This window comes from Enterobacter wuhouensis (assembly GCF_035835995.1).
In the GTDB taxonomy this organism is placed as follows: domain Bacteria; phylum Pseudomonadota; class Gammaproteobacteria; order Enterobacterales; family Enterobacteriaceae; genus Enterobacter; species Enterobacter wuhouensis.
This window is the reverse complement of sequence record NZ_CP142124.1, coordinates 3,367,674-3,383,433: the sequence shown is the minus strand read 5'-3', so window position 1 is coordinate 3,383,433 and position 15,760 is coordinate 3,367,674. Positions and strand designations below refer to the sequence as shown.

The 15,760-nt window shown below is 57.9% G+C and carries 13 protein-coding genes; 8 read left to right on the top strand and 5 right to left on the bottom strand.

Annotated features, from left to right (window positions below):
• Window positions 1-50: 50 nt before the first annotated feature.
• The 4 genes from purC to ypfH all read left to right on the top strand — a co-directional run bounded on the left by purC (window position 51) and on the right by ypfH (window position 4,469).
• Window positions 51-764, top strand: coding sequence for a phosphoribosylaminoimidazolesuccinocarboxamide synthase (gene purC, locus VPX56_RS16130; RefSeq protein WP_131634764.1), 714 nt, complete (start codon window positions 51-53; stop codon window positions 762-764).
• Window positions 765-884: 120 nt separating this feature from the next.
• Complete coding sequence (ypfJ, locus tag VPX56_RS16125; protein ID WP_326467612.1) at window positions 885-1,754, top strand: KPN_02809 family neutral zinc metallopeptidase; 870 nt, start codon at window positions 885-887, stop codon at window positions 1,752-1,754.
• Window positions 1,754-3,700, top strand: a complete 1,947-nt coding sequence (locus tag VPX56_RS16120; protein ID WP_326472089.1) for a tRNA(Met) cytidine acetyltransferase TmcA — start codon at window positions 1,754-1,756, stop codon at window positions 3,698-3,700. Before ypfJ ends, VPX56_RS16120 begins: the two co-directional genes overlap by 1 nt.
• Before the next feature lie 73 nt (window positions 3,701-3,773).
• On the top strand, window positions 3,774-4,469 hold the full coding sequence (gene ypfH / locus VPX56_RS16115) for an esterase (RefSeq protein WP_131634766.1): 696 nt from the start codon (window positions 3,774-3,776) through the stop codon (window positions 4,467-4,469).
• A gap of 93 nt (window positions 4,470-4,562) precedes the next feature.
• Here ypfH and VPX56_RS16110 read toward each other — a convergent pair whose 3' ends face one another.
• The 3 genes from VPX56_RS16110 to VPX56_RS16100 are packed head-to-tail and all read right to left on the bottom strand — an operon-like array spanning window position 4,563 to window position 6,272.
• Complete coding sequence (locus tag VPX56_RS16110) at window positions 4,563-4,760, bottom strand: hypothetical protein (protein WP_023308751.1); 198 nt, start codon at window positions 4,758-4,760, stop codon at window positions 4,563-4,565.
• 24 nt (window positions 4,761-4,784) lie between these two features.
• Complete coding sequence (gene dapE, locus VPX56_RS16105) at window positions 4,785-5,912, bottom strand: succinyl-diaminopimelate desuccinylase (RefSeq protein ID WP_326467608.1); 1,128 nt, start codon at window positions 5,910-5,912, stop codon at window positions 4,785-4,787.
• Window positions 5,913-5,915: 3 nt separating this feature from the next.
• A complete protein-coding gene (locus VPX56_RS16100) occupies window positions 5,916-6,272 on the bottom strand; it encodes an ArsC family reductase (protein WP_131634768.1) in 357 nt (118 codons plus the stop codon).
• A 387-nt stretch (window positions 6,273-6,659) separates the two neighbouring features.
• On the opposite strand from VPX56_RS16100, the gene ypfM reads away from it, so the two are divergent.
• Complete coding sequence (gene ypfM / locus VPX56_RS16095; RefSeq protein ID WP_015572204.1) at window positions 6,660-6,719, top strand: protein YpfM; 60 nt, start codon at window positions 6,660-6,662, stop codon at window positions 6,717-6,719.
• A gap of 108 nt (window positions 6,720-6,827) precedes the next feature.
• Here the strand turns inward: ypfM and acrD are convergent, their stop codons facing one another.
• Together acrD and narQ are read right to left on the bottom strand one after the other, a co-directional pair.
• Window positions 6,828-9,941 carry a multidrug efflux RND transporter permease AcrD gene (acrD, locus tag VPX56_RS16090; protein WP_131634769.1) on the bottom strand — a complete coding sequence of 1,038 codons (3,114 nt, stop codon included), beginning with the start codon at window positions 9,939-9,941 and terminating at the stop codon, window positions 6,828-6,830.
• A 130-nt stretch (window positions 9,942-10,071) separates the two neighbouring features.
• Window positions 10,072-11,766 carry a nitrate/nitrite two-component system sensor histidine kinase NarQ gene (gene narQ / locus VPX56_RS16085; protein WP_131634770.1) on the bottom strand — a complete coding sequence of 565 codons (1,695 nt, stop codon included), beginning with the start codon at window positions 11,764-11,766 and terminating at the stop codon, window positions 10,072-10,074.
• A 152-nt stretch (window positions 11,767-11,918) separates the two neighbouring features.
• On the opposite strand from narQ, the gene aegA reads away from it, so the two are divergent.
• The 3 genes from aegA to VPX56_RS16070 all read left to right on the top strand — a co-directional run bounded on the left by aegA (window position 11,919) and on the right by VPX56_RS16070 (window position 15,706).
• Window positions 11,919-13,895, top strand: coding sequence for a formate-dependent uric acid utilization protein AegA (gene aegA / locus VPX56_RS16080; RefSeq protein ID WP_326467603.1), 1,977 nt, complete (start codon window positions 11,919-11,921; stop codon window positions 13,893-13,895).
• Window positions 13,896-13,962: 67 nt separating this feature from the next.
• Window positions 13,963-14,553 (top strand): GDP-mannose pyrophosphatase NudK, encoded by a 591-nt coding sequence (gene nudK / locus VPX56_RS16075; protein ID WP_326467601.1) that lies wholly within the window; start codon window positions 13,963-13,965, stop codon window positions 14,551-14,553.
• 109 nt (window positions 14,554-14,662) lie between these two features.
• Window positions 14,663-15,706 (top strand): DUF1176 domain-containing protein, encoded by a 1,044-nt coding sequence (locus VPX56_RS16070; protein ID WP_131634773.1) that lies wholly within the window; start codon window positions 14,663-14,665, stop codon window positions 15,704-15,706.
• Window positions 15,707-15,760: the final 54 nt, after the last annotated feature.

The window sequence follows — 15,760 nt, the reverse complement described above, 5'->3', positions numbered from 1 at the left end:
CATAATATCCCCAGTATTGAACACAAATCATCACACCAGGAGTAATCAAGATGCAGAAGCAAGCTGAGTTGTATCGTGGCAAAGCGAAGACCGTATACAGCACGGAAAACCCGGATCTGTTGGTGCTCGAGTTCCGCAATGATACGTCAGCAGGGGATGGCGCACGCATTGAGCAGTTCGATCGTAAAGGCATGGTGAACAACAAGTTCAACCACTTCATTATGACCAGGCTGGCCGAAGCGGGTATCCCGACTCAAATGGAAGCCTTGCTCTCCGATACGGAATGTCTGGTGAAAAAGCTGGATATGGTTCCGGTTGAGTGCGTTGTTCGTAACCGTGCTGCGGGCTCCCTGGTAAAGCGTCTGGGCATTGAAGAAGGTATCGAACTCAATCCGCCGCTGTTCGACCTGTTCCTGAAAAACGACGCCATGCACGACCCGATGGTCAACGAATCTTACTGCGAAACCTTCGGCTGGGTGAGCAAGGAGAATCTGGCGCGTATGCAGGAGCTGACCTACAAAGCGAACGACGTGCTGAAAAAGCTGTTTGATGACGCGGGCCTGATCCTGGTCGACTTTAAGCTGGAGTTCGGCCTGTTCAAAGGCGAAGTGGTGCTGGGCGATGAGTTTTCACCGGACGGCAGCCGCCTGTGGGATAAAGAAACCCTGGATAAAATGGACAAAGACCGTTTCCGTCAGAGCCTCGGTGGCCTGATCGAAGCGTACGAAGCGGTTGCCCATCGTTTAGGCGTTAAGCTCGACTAATCTCCTCATTTGCCAAGGGATGTTCGCATCCTTTGGCGTCTTACCTTTGTTTCCTATGGTAATCCTGCCGTTAACCGCCTACGATCATAGCTATTATTAATGGAATAGTTCGAGGTAGTTATGCGCTGGCAAGGGCGTCGTGAAAGTGACAATGTAGAAGACAGGCGCAGTAGTGGCGGCGGTGGCCCCTCAATGGGCGGTCCCGGCTTCCGGTTACCCAGCGGAAAGGGCGGTATTATTCTGCTGATCGTGGTGCTGGTTGCAGGCTATTACGGCGTCGATCTCACCGGCTTAATGACCGGTGAACCGCTGCAACAGCAGCAACCATCTCAGCATTCAATCAGCCCGAATGACGATGAAGCGGCCAAATTTACCTCCGTTATCCTTGCGACGACCGAAGACACCTGGGGTCAACAGTTCGAGAAAATGGGGCGTACCTATCAGCAGCCGAAACTGGTGATGTACCGGGGCGCGACGCGCACCGGCTGCGGAACAGGCCAGTCGGTAATGGGGCCGTTTTACTGCCCGGCTGACGGCACCGTCTATATCGATCTCTCATTTTATGACGACATGAAAAACAAGCTGGGCGCCGACGGCGATTTTGCTCAGGGCTATGTCATTGCGCATGAAGTAGGTCACCACGTGCAGAAGCTGCTGGGGATTGAGCCTAAGGTGCGTCAGCTGCAGCAGAATGCGTCTCAGGCGGAAGTTAACCGTCTATCCGTGCGCATGGAGCTGCAGGCGGACTGCTTCGCGGGCGTCTGGGGCCACAGCATGAAGCAGCAGGGCGTACTTGAGTCCGGAGACCTGGAAGAGGCGTTAAACGCAGCGCAGGCCATCGGTGACGATCGTCTCCAGCAGCAGAGCCAGGGGCGCGTCGTGCCGGATAGCTTTACGCACGGGACGTCTGAACAACGCTACAGCTGGTTCAAGCGCGGCTTCGACAGCGGCGATCCGGCGCAGTGTAATACCTTCGGCAAAGCTATGTGATGCTGCCGTTTGTTAATCTGATCGACCAGCTTACGCGCAAAGGGCAGCGTCGGCTGGTGGTGCTCAGCGGCGATGCGCAGTGGACGGCTGCGCAGGCCGCAGCGCTGCGAAACGATCTGCCCGGCGACTGGCTGTGGCTGGAGGATAACCCCTCGAAGGCCATCAGCGGCCTGCTGGGGCGCGAGTTTCTGCACGCTGTTTTTGACGCGCGCTCGGGGTTCGATGTCTCCGCCTTTGCGGCGCTGAGCGGTACCCTGCGCGCCGGCAGCCTCCTTGTGCTGCTGGTGCCGCCGCTGGCGGGCTGGGCGCAGATGCCGGACGCAGATTCCGTGCGCTGGAGCGACAGCCCCGAGCCGATCGCCACACCGCGCTTTATTCACCATTTTTGCCGTACGATCGCTGACGACCCGGACGCGATCGTGTGGCGGCAAAACCAGCCGTTATCGATTCCCTCTTTTCCAGACGTCCCCGACTGGCAGCCTGCCAGCGGCGCGCCGCAGCGCGAGCAGGCTGAGATCCTGAACAAAATTCTGTCCCTGCAGAGCGGCATTGTCGCCGTCACGGCGGCGCGCGGGCGCGGAAAGTCCGCCCTGGCCGGGATGTTGCTCAACAGCATTGAGGGCAGCGCCGTCGTTACCGCTCCGGCTAAAGGTGCAACCGACGTTATCGCCCGCTTTGCCGGGGATAACTATCGCTTTATGGCGCCGGACGCGCTGCTTGCCTCTACGATTCAGGCCGACTGGCTGATTGTCGACGAGGCGGCTGCCATTCCTGGCCCGCTTCTTGAGAAGCTGGCCGCGCGTTTTCCTCGCGTGCTGCTAACGACCACGGTGCAGGGGTATGAAGGAACGGGCCGGGGGTTTTTGCTGAAGTTCTGCGCCCGGTTCAGCGCCCTGCAGCGGTATAGCTTATCCGCGCCGGTTCGCTGGGCTGCCGGGTGTCCGCTTGAACGGGTCGTTGCCCGCGCGCTGCTGTTTGACGATCGGCTTATCGACCATAAGCCGGAAGGTGAGGTGCGTTTCGCGGCGCTGGAACCACGGGCGTGGGAGAGTAACCCGCCGCTGGTGGCGAGCGTGTATGAGCTGCTGTGCGCTGCGCACTATCGTACTTCACCGCTTGATTTGCGCCGGATGATGGACGCCCCCGGCCAGCATTTTGCCGTCGCGCAAACCGATTCGGCTATCGCGGGCGCGCTCTGGCTGGTGGACGAAGGCGGGCTAAGCGCAGCTCTTAGTCGTGCCGTCTGGGCGGGATTCAGGCGTCCACGCGGCAACCTGGTGGCGCAGTCCCTGGCGGCGCACGGCGGTTCGCCGCTGGCGGCAACGCTGAAAGGACGACGGGTCAGCCGAATTGCGGTGCATCCGCATCGCCAGCGGGAAGGCATCGGGCAGGCACTGATCCGCAGTGCGCATGGGCAGGATTATCTTTCGGTGAGTTTTGGCTATACCGACGAGCTATGGCGTTTCTGGCAGCAGTGCGGCTTTGTGCTCGTGCGGATGGGCAGCCATCGTGAGGCAAGCAGCGGCTGCTACACCGCGATGGCGCTCCTGCCTCAAAGCGAGGCGGGGCAAACGCTGTGTGAACACGCGCACCGCCGCCTGTGTCGCGATGCGCGAGTATTATCCGCCTGGAACGACGAAAAGATCCCGGTGAACGACGGCTGGGACGCTACCCTTAATGATGATGACTGGCTGGAGCTGGCCGGGTTCGCCTTTGCGCATCGGGCGTTTTCGACCTCTGTCGCTGCCTTAACGCGTCTGCTGTTAAACGTTGAGCTACCGCTTCCGTCCCTTCGCGGAAAAATGGCCGGGGAAACGGACGGCGCAGGACGAAAAGCGCAGCTGGCAAATCTGCGCAAGGACGCGGCGCAGGCGCTTGAAAGCCTTGATCGTGCGCGCTGTCAGCAGTTGAAAGACGCTATTTTGCAATGGCAATTTTTTCAATGACTTATTCAGTAAACTGACATGGTCATTACCCCGCAGAGGCGTAGAATTCTGCTTATCAATTAAGGAGAACGCCATGAAACACGACCACTTTGTTGTTCAAAGCCCTGAGGCCCCGGCTAAACAGTTACTGCTTCTGTTTCATGGCGTGGGCGATAATGCCGTCAATATGGGGCAGATTGGCAGCTGGTTTGCGCCGATTTTCCCGGAGGCGCTGATCGTCAGCATCGGCGGCGTGGAGCCTTGCGGCCCGAACGGGCGCCAGTGGTTCTCGGTGCAGGACGTGACGGAAGAGAACCGGCAGGAACGCATTGATGCCATCATGCCGACTTTTATCGACACCGTACGCTACTGGCAGCAGCAGAGCGGCGTGGGTGCCGATGCCACCGCGCTGATTGGCTTCTCGCAGGGGTCAATCATGTCGCTGGAAAGCGTGAAGGCAGAGCCTGGCCTGGTATCCCGCGTGATTGCTTTTAACGGTCGTTTTGCGACCTTACCGCAGCGCGCCACCACCCGAACGACGATCCATCTGATCCACGGCGGTGAAGATCGGGTGATTGAGCTTTCGCATGCGGTCGCCGCGCAGGAAGCGCTGATCCGCCAGGGCGGAGACGTGACGCTGGATATTGTTGACGATCTGGGGCACGCCATTGACGATCGCAGCATGCAGTTTGCGCTCGACCATCTGCGTTACACCGTGCCGAAGCACTATTTTGATGAAGCGCTAAGCGGCGGTAAGCCGAATGATGATGATATTGTAGAGTTTATGTGAGGTTTTTCCCCCTCACCCTGACCCTCCCCCCGGAGGGGAGAGGGAACATGGCCCCCCTCGCCCCTCCGGGGAGAGGGGTTGGGGGTGAGGGGATTACTTCTTCTGGTCCTTATTCGGCCAGTCGTCGTCATCGTCCCACTTGTCGTTGAAATCACGATGCGGCGGAAGGTCCGGCTTGTTGGCGAGGAACTTCTTGTGGTCAACGCGCTTAAGGTCTTTAATCACGTTAAGTAGTACGCCTACCAGAAACACCAGCACCAGAATCCACCAGTACTTTGAAAGCCAATCCATTCGCTAATCCTCTTTAGGCAGCCGTCAGGCGACGAGCTGCTCCATGATACGTTGATACATACGGGCCAGCAGTTGTAAATCTGCTGCGTTCACACATTCATTGATTTTGTGAATCGTTGCGTTTACCGGACCCAGTTCGACAACCTGTGCACCCATGCGGGCAATAAAGCGTCCGTCAGAGGTGCCGCCCGTCGTCAGCAGCTGTGGCTTAATTTCATTATAGTGCGCGATGGCGTTGACGACCGCATCCACCAGCTTGCCGCGCTGCGTCAGGAACGGCTGGCCGGAAACCCACCACTCTACGGTATAGCGCAGTTGGTATTTTTCAAGCAGCGCGAGCACGCGGGCTTTGATCGTCTCGTCGGTCAGTTCGGTGCTGAAGCGGAAGTTGAACTGGACGAAGAAATCACCGGGGATGACGTTGTTGCTGCCGGTACCGGCCTTAACGTTAGCAATCTGCATGCTGGTCGGCGGGAAGAACTCGTTGCCTTTATCCCACTCGATGCCCACCAGCTCGTTCAGCATCGGGGCCGCGCGATGTACCGGGTTATCGGCCAGATGCGGATAGGCAACGTGCCCCTGAACGCCGTGGATCGTGAGGTTACAGGTCATCGACCCGCGACGTCCGTTTTTCACTACGTCGCCCACCACTTCGGTACTGGACGGCTCGCCCACCAGACAGTAGTCCAGGCGTTCGTTGCGCGCCATCAGCGCCTCAACGACTTTAACCGTGCCGTTATGCGCGCTGGCTTCTTCATCGGACGTGATCAAAAACGCGAGGCGGTTTTTATGATTTGGATGCTGGGCCACGAAGCGCTCAGCGGCAACAACCATCGCCGCCAGCGAGCCCTTCATGTCCGCCGCACCGCGGCCAAACAGCATACCGTCGCGGATGGTTGGCTCAAAAGGCGGGTTGATCCAGCGATCGGCATCACCCGCGGGAACGACGTCGGTATGTCCGGCAAAGGCCAGCGTTTCACCCTGGCCGCGCCATGCCCAGAAGTTTTGCGTGTCGCCAAAATCCATGTGCTCCACGGTAAACCCGATGGCGCACAGGCGCTCAATCATTAATGCCTGACAACCTGCATCGTCCGGGCTAAGGGAAGGACGGCGAATAAGCTGCTGAGTCAGCTCAATGACCGGGCATGACATAGACTACACCTCAACGAAAAATTCAGAATAAAGGGTTTCACTGAAACCCAGCAGCATAGGCTGCCCTGGCTTGCAGAGCAATGGGCGTTTGATAATAGCCGGCATTTCCATCATCAGTTTTGCCGCGCTGTCAGCGTCGGTGATGCTGGCCCGCAGCGACTCGTCCAGCTTGCGCCAGGTGGTTCCGCGCGTGTTCAGCAGCGCTTCCCAGCCAAGCTCGTTAATGGCGGTATGCAGGAATTCTGCATCAAGTCCGTCAGCACGGTAATCGTGGAAGCGATACTCGACGCTGTTAGCCTCCAGCCAGCGGCGGGCTTTCTTGATGGTGTCGCAATTTTTAATGCCGTACATCACAACCATGGTGAATCCTTTTGCTCTTATGACGATTAAATGTTCAGTAATTTCGAAGATATATCCTTATGTGAAATATAACACAGCCAGGAATTCTCTCGATTTACAATTCTTCTTAATTCAACTTACACCTGTGCGCTGAATATTCTTTCATCATTTAAGCATAGATGTCCATCATGTTTAAAATTCTAATAAACTCAGGGGGTAAAATACTTCTCACCCGGTCGTAGGGTTATTTCAAAATATTGCTATCCGTCACACAAAATTTGACGCTTCGCGTTCATATTTATCATAAATCCCTGACTGCAGCGGGGTATAATCGCAGCGATAGGTTAAGCAGGCTTCACAATGATGATACGTTTTCGTAGAATGCGCATAATAATAAGAGAGGTCGTTATGATTGAACGTGAACTGGGGAACTGGAAAGATTTTATCGAAGGTATGCTTCGTAAATGACATTCAGTAAGAATGCAAGAGCACTAAAATAAGTAAAATAACCATAGTGTGAATTAATCACACAATAAAAAGGCGGCCCTCGAGAGCCGCCTTTTTTATTTCACGCCGTTATTCCGGACGCTCTTTCAGCGGGAAGCGGCGACGCACCAGCACAAAGAACAGCGGCACGAAATAGATCGCCAGAATCGTTGCTGAAATCATGCCGCCCATTACCCCTGTGCCCACCGCGTGCTGGCTGCTGGAGCCTGCGCCAGAGCTGGTCGCCATCGGCAGCACGCCAAAGACAAACGCCAGTGAGGTCATCAGGATCGGGCGTAAGCGCTGACGGCAGGCGTAGAGCGTGGCCTCCATCAGGTCGTGGCCTTTCGCATTCATCTCATTGGCAAATTCGACGATCAGAATGGCGTTTTTCGCCGACAGGCCGATAACGGTGAGGAGCCCGACCTGGAAGTACACGTCGTTCTCCAGGCCGCGCATCCAGGTCGCCAGCAGCGCGCCGATCACGCCGAGCGGAACCACCAGCATCACCGAGAACGGCACTGACCAGCTTTCATACAGCGCGGCGAGACACAGGAACACCACCAGCAACGACAGCGCGTACAGGGCAGGCGCCTGCGCGCCGGAGAGGCGCTCCTGGTAAGACATCGCCGTCCACTCCAGGCCAAAACCAGTCGGCAGCTCCTGCACCAGTTTTTCCATGATATCCATTGCCGTACCGGTACTGACCCCCGGCGCGGCTTCACCCACAATTTCCAGCGCGGAATAGCCGTTATAGCGTTCCAGACGCGGCGATCCGGTTTCCCAGCGCGAGGTGGCGAACGCGGAGAACGGCACCATGCCGCCCGCGTTATTACGCACGTACCAGCGGTTGATATCGTCCGGCAGCATGCGGTATTTGGCGGCGGACTGAACGTACACTTTCTTCACGCGGCCGCGATCCATAAAGTCGTTCACGTAGCTGGAGCCCCACGCGGTTTGCAGCGTGTCGTTAATATCATCGATGGAGACGCCAAGCGCCTGCGCCTTACGCTGGTCGATATCCACCTGCAGCTGCGGGCTGTCGTCCAGGCCGTTGTGGCGCACGCGGGTCAGCTGGGGATCTTTACCCGCCAGGTCGAGCAGCTTGTCGCGGGCGGCCATTAGCGCGTCGTGGCCTGCGCCAGCGTGATCCTGCAGCTCCATATCAAACCCTGCCGAACTGCCGAGGCCGCTGATGGCCGGAGGGCTGCTGGCAAATACCCGCGCCTCCTTAATGTGGCTGAAGGCTTTGGTCGCGCGCTCGATAATGGCAAACGAGGAGCCCGTGTCGCTATCGCGCTGGTCCCAGTCCTTCAGGCGCACGAACATACGCGCCACGTTCTGCCCGTTGCCGCCCGGGCCCGAACCGACGGTGGAAAAGACCGAAACAACGTTATCTTTCTCTTTGGTATGGAAATAGTCCTCAACCTTCTGCACCACCTTCAGCGTCTGCTGCTGCGTTGAGCCGCTCGGCAGCTGAACGGAGGTGATAAACATGCCGCGATCCTCCAGCGGCAGGAAGGAGGTCGGCAGACGCAGGAACAGGAACACCATGCCGCCCAGCAGCAGAACGTAGACCACCATCCAGCGCACGCTGCGGTGCAGGATCTTGCCCACGCCCGCTTCATAGCGCGCCGCATTGCGGTTAAACATGCGGTTGAACCAGCCGAAAAAGCCTTTCTGACCGTGATGCTCACCCTTGTGTAAGGGTTTAAGAAGGGTGGCGCACAGCGCCGGCGTCAGGATCATCGCCACCAGCACCGAAAGCACCATCGCAGAGACGATGGTGATCGAAAACTGACGGTAAATCGCGCCGGTGGTGCCGCCAAAGAAGGCCATCGGAATAAACACCGCCGAGAGCACCATCGCGATGCCGACCAGCGCGCCCTGAATTTGCCCCATCGATTTTCGCGTGGCCTCGCGCGGCGATAGCCCTTCCTCGCTCATGATGCGCTCGACGTTTTCCACCACCACGATGGCATCATCCACCAGCAGACCGATGGCCAGCACCATCGCGAACATCGTCAGGGTGTTGATGCTGTACCCAAACGCATACAGCACGGCGAAGGTGCCCAGCAGCACGACCGGCACGGCAATGGTGGGAATAAGCGTGGCGCGGAAGTTTTGCAGGAACAGGTACATCACCAGGAATACCAGTGCGATCGCTTCCAGCAGGGTTTTCACCACGTCCTCAATGGAGGCCTTAACGAAGGAGGTGGTTTCGTAGGCGACCTTGTACTCCAGGCCGTGCGGGAAATAGTGCGACAGTTCGTCAAGGCGATTTAGCACCAGCTCGGCGGTGGCCATTTCGTTCGCGCCGGAGGCCAGCTTCACCCCTAAACCTGACGCCTGATTACCGTTGAAGCGGCTCAGGTAGTCATATTTTTCCGCCCCCATCTCCACGGTGGCGACGTCGCCGAGACGCACCTCGGAGCCGTCCTGATTCACCCGCAGGGTAATATTTCTGAACTGCTCGGGCGTCTGGAGCAGGGACTGTGAGTTGATGGTGGCGTTCAGGGCCTGATTATCAACGGACGGCGTACCGCCAAGCTGGCCGACGGCTATCTGGGCGTTCTGCGATTCGATAGCGTCGGTAACGTCTTTGGCCGTCATCTGCACGCTGTTCAGCTTGTTAGGATCCAGCCAGATGCGCATGGAATATTGTGAACCGTAGGCGTCGATATCCCCCACGCCGTTAATACGGCTGAGCGGGTCCTGAATATTACTCGCCACGTAGTCGGCGATATCCTGTTTATCCATCGAACCATCGGTCGAGACGAAGGCGATGGTCAGAATGTTGGTATCACCGGTTTTACGCACGGTGACGCCCTGATTTTGAACCGCTTGAGGCAGCTTGCGCAGGGCCGACTGCAGCTGGTTTTGCACCTGCTGCACCGCTTCGTCCGGGTCTGTCCCCGCCTTAAAGCTCAGTGTGACCGTGGCCTGGCCCGTGGCGCTACTTTGCGAGGACATGTACATCAGGTTATCCAGACCCGTCATGTTCTGTTCGATAACCTGCGTCACGGTGTTTTCCAGCGTCTGCGCAGATGCGCCGGGATAGTTGGCGGTGACGCGCACGTTCGGCGGTGCGAGATCGGGATATTGCTCAACAGGCAGTGAAGTAATGGCCAGGACGCCTGTCAGACACAACAGAATCGCAAGCACCCAGGCAAAAATGGGGCGATCGATGAAGAAATTCGCCATGAAAAAGTGACCTCGTTTTGCAGCACGTCATTGTTGTTTATTAGCCGCCTAACTTTAGCGGTAAGACGAAGGTCAAACGTGGAGAAATAAAGGAGATAATGTAAATTATCATGCGCTTTACGCCTCCCCGCTAGTTTCCCACCTGCGCCGTAGGCGTGCGGAACGTCACGCTGACCTGCGTTCCGCCATTTTGCGGCTGGGAGAAGTGCAGCGTTCCGCCGAGCCGACCTGCGCGCTCGCGCATAATATTCAGCCCGTAATGGCCCGGCGGCTCGCTTGCATCGCCAATGCCAATGCCGTTGTCGCATATGGTGACGGTGTGCGTACCGTCGGCCGCGGTAATGCAGCTAACGGTGATCTCGCTCGCTTCGGCATGCTTGATGGCGTTCAGCACCGCTTCACGCACGATCTGTAACAAATGAACCTGCTTTTGCGCGTCCAGAGCAAGCGACGACAGCCGACAGTCGAGGATCAGCTTCGCCTGCGTCTGGTTTTGCAATCCGTCGAGCGACTCCTGCAGCGCAGCGGGAAGATTGGCGTGGTTAAGCGTCAGGCGGAAGGTGGTGAGCAGCTCGCGAAGCTGCTGCCAGGCGTTGTTAAGTTCGCGGGAAAAGTCCGTGATGATGCCCTGCGCCGGGGCATTTTCCTCCGGTATTGCATGTTTGAGCAACGTAAGCTGGATGCGTAAATAAGAAAGCACCTGTGCCAGCGAATCATGCAGCTCGCGGGCAATCGTCGCACGCTCCTCCATCAGCAGCAGCTGCTGGAAATGCTTTTGCCCCTGGTTGAAGTAGAGACCGCGTCCCAGCATCGTCGCCACGCTTTTCATCAGCGGGAGGGGAACATTTCCTGCTGCGCTTTGCCAGCGTAATTCCCCGTACAGCGTATCCTGCATTAGCACCGGCAGGCTTTGCATTTCAGCATGGCTCTGCTCTGTACCCTCGCAAAGCCGCCAGTCGTCGCTGGTGCGCAGCTCCAGGTAATTCACCCGGGTGTATTCATGCACAATCTGCAGAATATGCCTGAAGCAGTGGCTGTCTATCTGGCCGGTGTTCAGCGCCTGAGAACATGTGAACAGCATTTCCAGCTGCTGGTGCGCCTCGTTGAGGTGGTGCGTTTTTTCGGCAACGGAGCGTTCCAGCGAGCGATAAAGCGTGTGCAGTTCCGCCGACATATGATTGAACGCGCGCGAGAGCTGGCCCAGTTCGTTCGGCAGATGCGTATCCGGGGCAGGGGTATCAAACTGTCTTTGCTCAATGCGTTCGCTTGCCGCCACCAGGTTGTTGAGCGGCAACACCACCTGGCGGCGTATGCGCCGCAGGGTCAGTACCGTCAGCAGCAGAATGCCAAGACCGCCTGCCAGGGACATCAGGATCACCAGCTGAATTTTATGTTCGGTATAGTGCTGGAGGGCCAGGACGAAGGCGTCAATGCGGCTGACAAAATCCTCTATGTGATTCTGATACCACAGGGTATCGCCGCTGGCGATGCGCTGGTCTATCTCCTGCCAGGCAAGATGCAGCTGTTGATAGCGCTGTTTAACATCGTCCGGCACGTACCAGCGGCTCAGCGTGGTGAGCGCGGGGGCGCTCAGGGTTTGCTGCCAGTCTTTGCGATGTTCCGAAAGCGACGGGCTGTTGCGCTGCATCTCGTAGCCAAGACGGTAGCTCTGCATGCGCAGCGATCCGGCAATGTTGATCGCTTCTGCGTCGCGCTGGCTGCTGGCAAGCGTGAATAGCGCAACGGTGCTGGTCAAAACGGACAGCACGATAATCGAAAAGAAAGCCCGGGCAAGGCTTCCCGAAACGGGGCGTTTAACGGTCACAGAACAGCTTCCTGAATAAAATTGATCTGCCACAGGTTCACTGGAGATAGTTGGGCTTCCTGGGCATTTGAACATTGCCTGATAACGTTGCCGTCGGTTAATACAATATTCTTATAAAGATTAAGGTTATTGAACCAGAAACAGGTGTTGTTATGAATCGTTTTATTATGGCCAACAGCCAGCAATGCATTGGTTGCCGGGCCTGCGAGGTTGCCTGCGTGATGGCGCACAACGGCGAACAGCATGTCCTGAGCGCGCGCCATTTTCATCCCCGCATTACGGTCCTCAAATCCGGCGTGAAGAACAGTCCTGTCACCTGTCACCACTGCGAAAATGCCCCCTGCGCGCAAAGTTGCCCAAACGGGGCGATCGACAGGCTCGCTGACAGCGTACAGGTGAATCAGCAAAAATGCATTGGCTGCAAAGCCTGCGTGGTGGCCTGTCCGTTTGGCACCATGGACATTATCGTCACGCCGCTGGATAACGCGAGCGTGAAAGCCTCTGCGCATAAATGCGATCTCTGCCTGGATCGTCCACGGGGCCCGGCCTGTATCGAAAATTGTCCGGCGGGGGTTCTCACCCTCGCGACGCCCGCGGTGCTGGAAAATCTGGCGAAGGCGCGTCGACAGCGCACGGCTCGCCTGGAATCTCAGCCCTGGCACGGCGAATCGGTTCAACGGGAACGCCCGCAAACCCTGCAGCAGCAGATGCAAAACACGCCCGCGCGCGGCGAGCCGGATAAGCTCCCTGCGAAAGCGCGCGCCTGCCATTTCAACGAAATCTACCTGCCGTTTCGGGCCGAACAGGCTCAGCGCGAGGCGTCCCGCTGCCTGAAGTGCGGCGAGCACAGCATCTGCGAATGGACCTGTCCGCTGCATAACCACATTCCCCAGTGGATTGAACGCATCAAAGCCGGGGATATCGTCGGTGCGGCCGAGCTTTCGCACCAGACCAACTGTTTACCTGAAATCACCGGCCGCGTCTGTCCCCAGGATCGATTATGTGAAGGAGCCTGCACCCTGCGCGATGAATCGGGTTCAGTGACCATTGGCAATATTGAGCGCTACATCTCCGATCGGGCGCTGGCGGCGGGCTGGATGCCGGATATGAGCGGGATTTCACCGGTAGATAAGCGCGTGGCGATCGTCGGCGCAGGCCCGGCAGGACTTGCCTGCGCCGACGTGCTGGTACGCCGCGGCGTAAGCGTGACGGTGTACGATCGTCACCCGGAGATCGGCGGCCTGCTGACGTTTGGCATTCCCGCCTTCAAGCTGGACAAATCCCTGCTCGCCCGGCGCAGAGAGATTTTTACCGCGATGGGGGTCCACTTTGAGCTGAATTGCGAAGTGGGTCAGGACGTGTCGATGTCGCAGCTGCAGCAAGACTACGATGCGCTGTTTATTGGCGTCGGAACCTATCGCTCCATGAAAGCGGGAATACCGCACGAGGATGCGCCGGGGGTCTACGACGCGCTGCCGTTCCTGGTGGCGAACACGAGGCACGTGATGGGGCTAGCGCCGACGGAGGCCGAGCCGTTTATCGACACGCGGGGGCTTAACGTGGTGGTGCTGGGCGGCGGCGATACGGCGATGGACTGCGTGCGTACCGCGCTACGCCACGGGGCGAACAAAGTCACCTGCGCCTATCGCCGGGATGAGGCCAACATGCCTGGCTCTAAAAAAGAGGTCAAGAACGCGAAGGAAGAGGGGGCTGAATTTGAGTTTAACCTCCAGCCCATTGAGCTGACGCGCGATCCCAGCGGTCGGGTTAACGGTATCCGTATGCTGCGTACGGAGCTGGGAGAGCCGGATGCGCAGGGGCGCCGTCGGCCCGTTCCGATTGCGGGCAGCGAGTTCGTGATGCCCGCCGATGCGGTCATCATGGCGTTTGGATTTAACCCCCATGCGATGCCCTGGCTGCAGGCGCAGGGCGTCGAGACGGACGACTGGGGGCGCATCGTTGCCTCGGTGGAGAGCCGCTATCGCTACCAGACCTCCAACCCGCAGATTTTTGCGGGCGGGGACGCCGTGCGCGGCGCGGATCTGGTCGTCACCGCAATGGCGGAAGGGCGGCATGCGGCGCAGGGCATTCTCGACTGGCTTGGCGTCAATCCGCTAAAAATGCATTAACCCCGGCGGGCGACAAAGCGGGTTTCGCGGCGTAATATAAATGCACTCATTTTGCCGTGGAGCCCGCATGACCCTGAAAATCGACGTGATCAAAGACAAAATCCTCTCTGAAAATTACTTTGTCCTGCGCAACATCACCTATGACTTAACGCGCCGTAACGGTGAAGTGATTCGCCACAAGCGCGAGGTCTACGACCGCGGAAATGGCGCAACCATTTTGCTCTATAGCCGTGAAAAACAGAGCGTGGTGTTGATCCGCCAGTTCCGCGTCGCGACCTGGGTCAATGGCAACCCTGACGGACGGCTGATTGAAACCTGCGCAGGGCTGCTTGACGATGATGAGCCTGAGGTTTGCATCCGTAAAGAGGCGGTTGAAGAAACCGGTTTTGAAGTAGGAGAGGTGACCAAAGTCTTCGAACTGTTCATGTCGCCCGGTGGCGTGACGGAACTGGTCCATTTCTTTATTGCGGAATACAGCGACGCGCAGCGGACGCACCGGGGCGGGGGCGTAGAGGACGAGGATATCGAAGTGCTGGAATTACCTTTTTCCCGGGCGCTGGCAATGGTGCGTTCCGGTGAAATTAAAGACGGTAAGGCGGTGATATTGCTGCAGTATTTACAGACAACCGGTTTAATGAATTCCCCTTTCGGACGGTAATAGGCTGTGTTTCGGATAAATCTATCCGATAAATCCGATTGAGCCAGCACGGTTGGAACACGAAGATACTGCCCAGATATGCGTTTTCGTTTCCGGGATTGTGCCATTCATGCGCCACTGCGTTTTTATTATCTTCTTATTCTGCGTGCTGCCCGCGCCGCTGGCGTGGGCCGCGCCCGCTCAGCAATCATTCTCTGACTGGCAGGTCACCTGCAATAATCAGAACTTTTGCGTTGCGCGTAATACGGGGGAACACCGTGGCCTGGTCATGACGCTCAGCCGGAGCGCGGGAGCGAAAACCGATGCCACGCTGCGTATCGATCTTGGCGGCCTGTCCGCGCCATCGGTTAAAGAGCCGGATATTGCGCCGCGCCTGCTGCTGGATAATGTACCGCTGAGGCCTGAGGGGCCGCGCTGGCAGTTAACTCCCTGGCATCTGAAAACTGACGATGCGGCGACCATCACGGCATTTTTGAAAAACATTCAGGAAGGGAAAACCCTGACCCTGAAAGGCGGAAATCAGGTTATCTCACTGGATGGGCTGAAGGCGGCGCTGCTGTTTATCGACGCGCAGCAAAAGCGCGTCGGGAGTGAAACCGCCTGGATTAAAAAAGGCGACGATCCGCCGTTGAGCGTCCCGCCCGCGCCTGCCTTAAAAAAGGTGGCGGTGGTGAACCCGACCCCCACGCCGCTCTCCCACGCTGAGCTGAACGACCTGCTTGATTACGGTACCTGGCGAATGAACAACAGCCAGTGCTCCCTTGACCCAAACCGCCGCGAAGTCCGCGTAACCGCGTTAACCGATGACAAAGCGCTGCTGATCGTGAGCTGTGAAGCGGGGGCGTACAACACGGTCGATCTGGCGTGGCTGGTGTCGCGTAAAAAACCCTTTGCCGCGCGCAGCGTGCGGTTGCGCCTGCCGTTTACTCCCTCCAGCGAAAGCAGTGAAATGGAGCTGATGAACGCCAGCTTTGATGAAAAAACGCGTGAGTTGACCACCCTGGCGCTGGGGCGAGGGATGGGCGATTGCGGTATCCAGACGCGCTGGCGTTTTGATGGGCAGCGCTTCCGCCTGGTGCGTTATGCAGAAGAGCCCAGCTGCGACGGATGGAACGGGCCAGATGCCTGGCCCACGCTGTGGATCACGCGCTAGTTTTGCCGGGTGGCGGCTTGGCCTTACCCGGCCTACGAATCGTGCGGCCTGCAA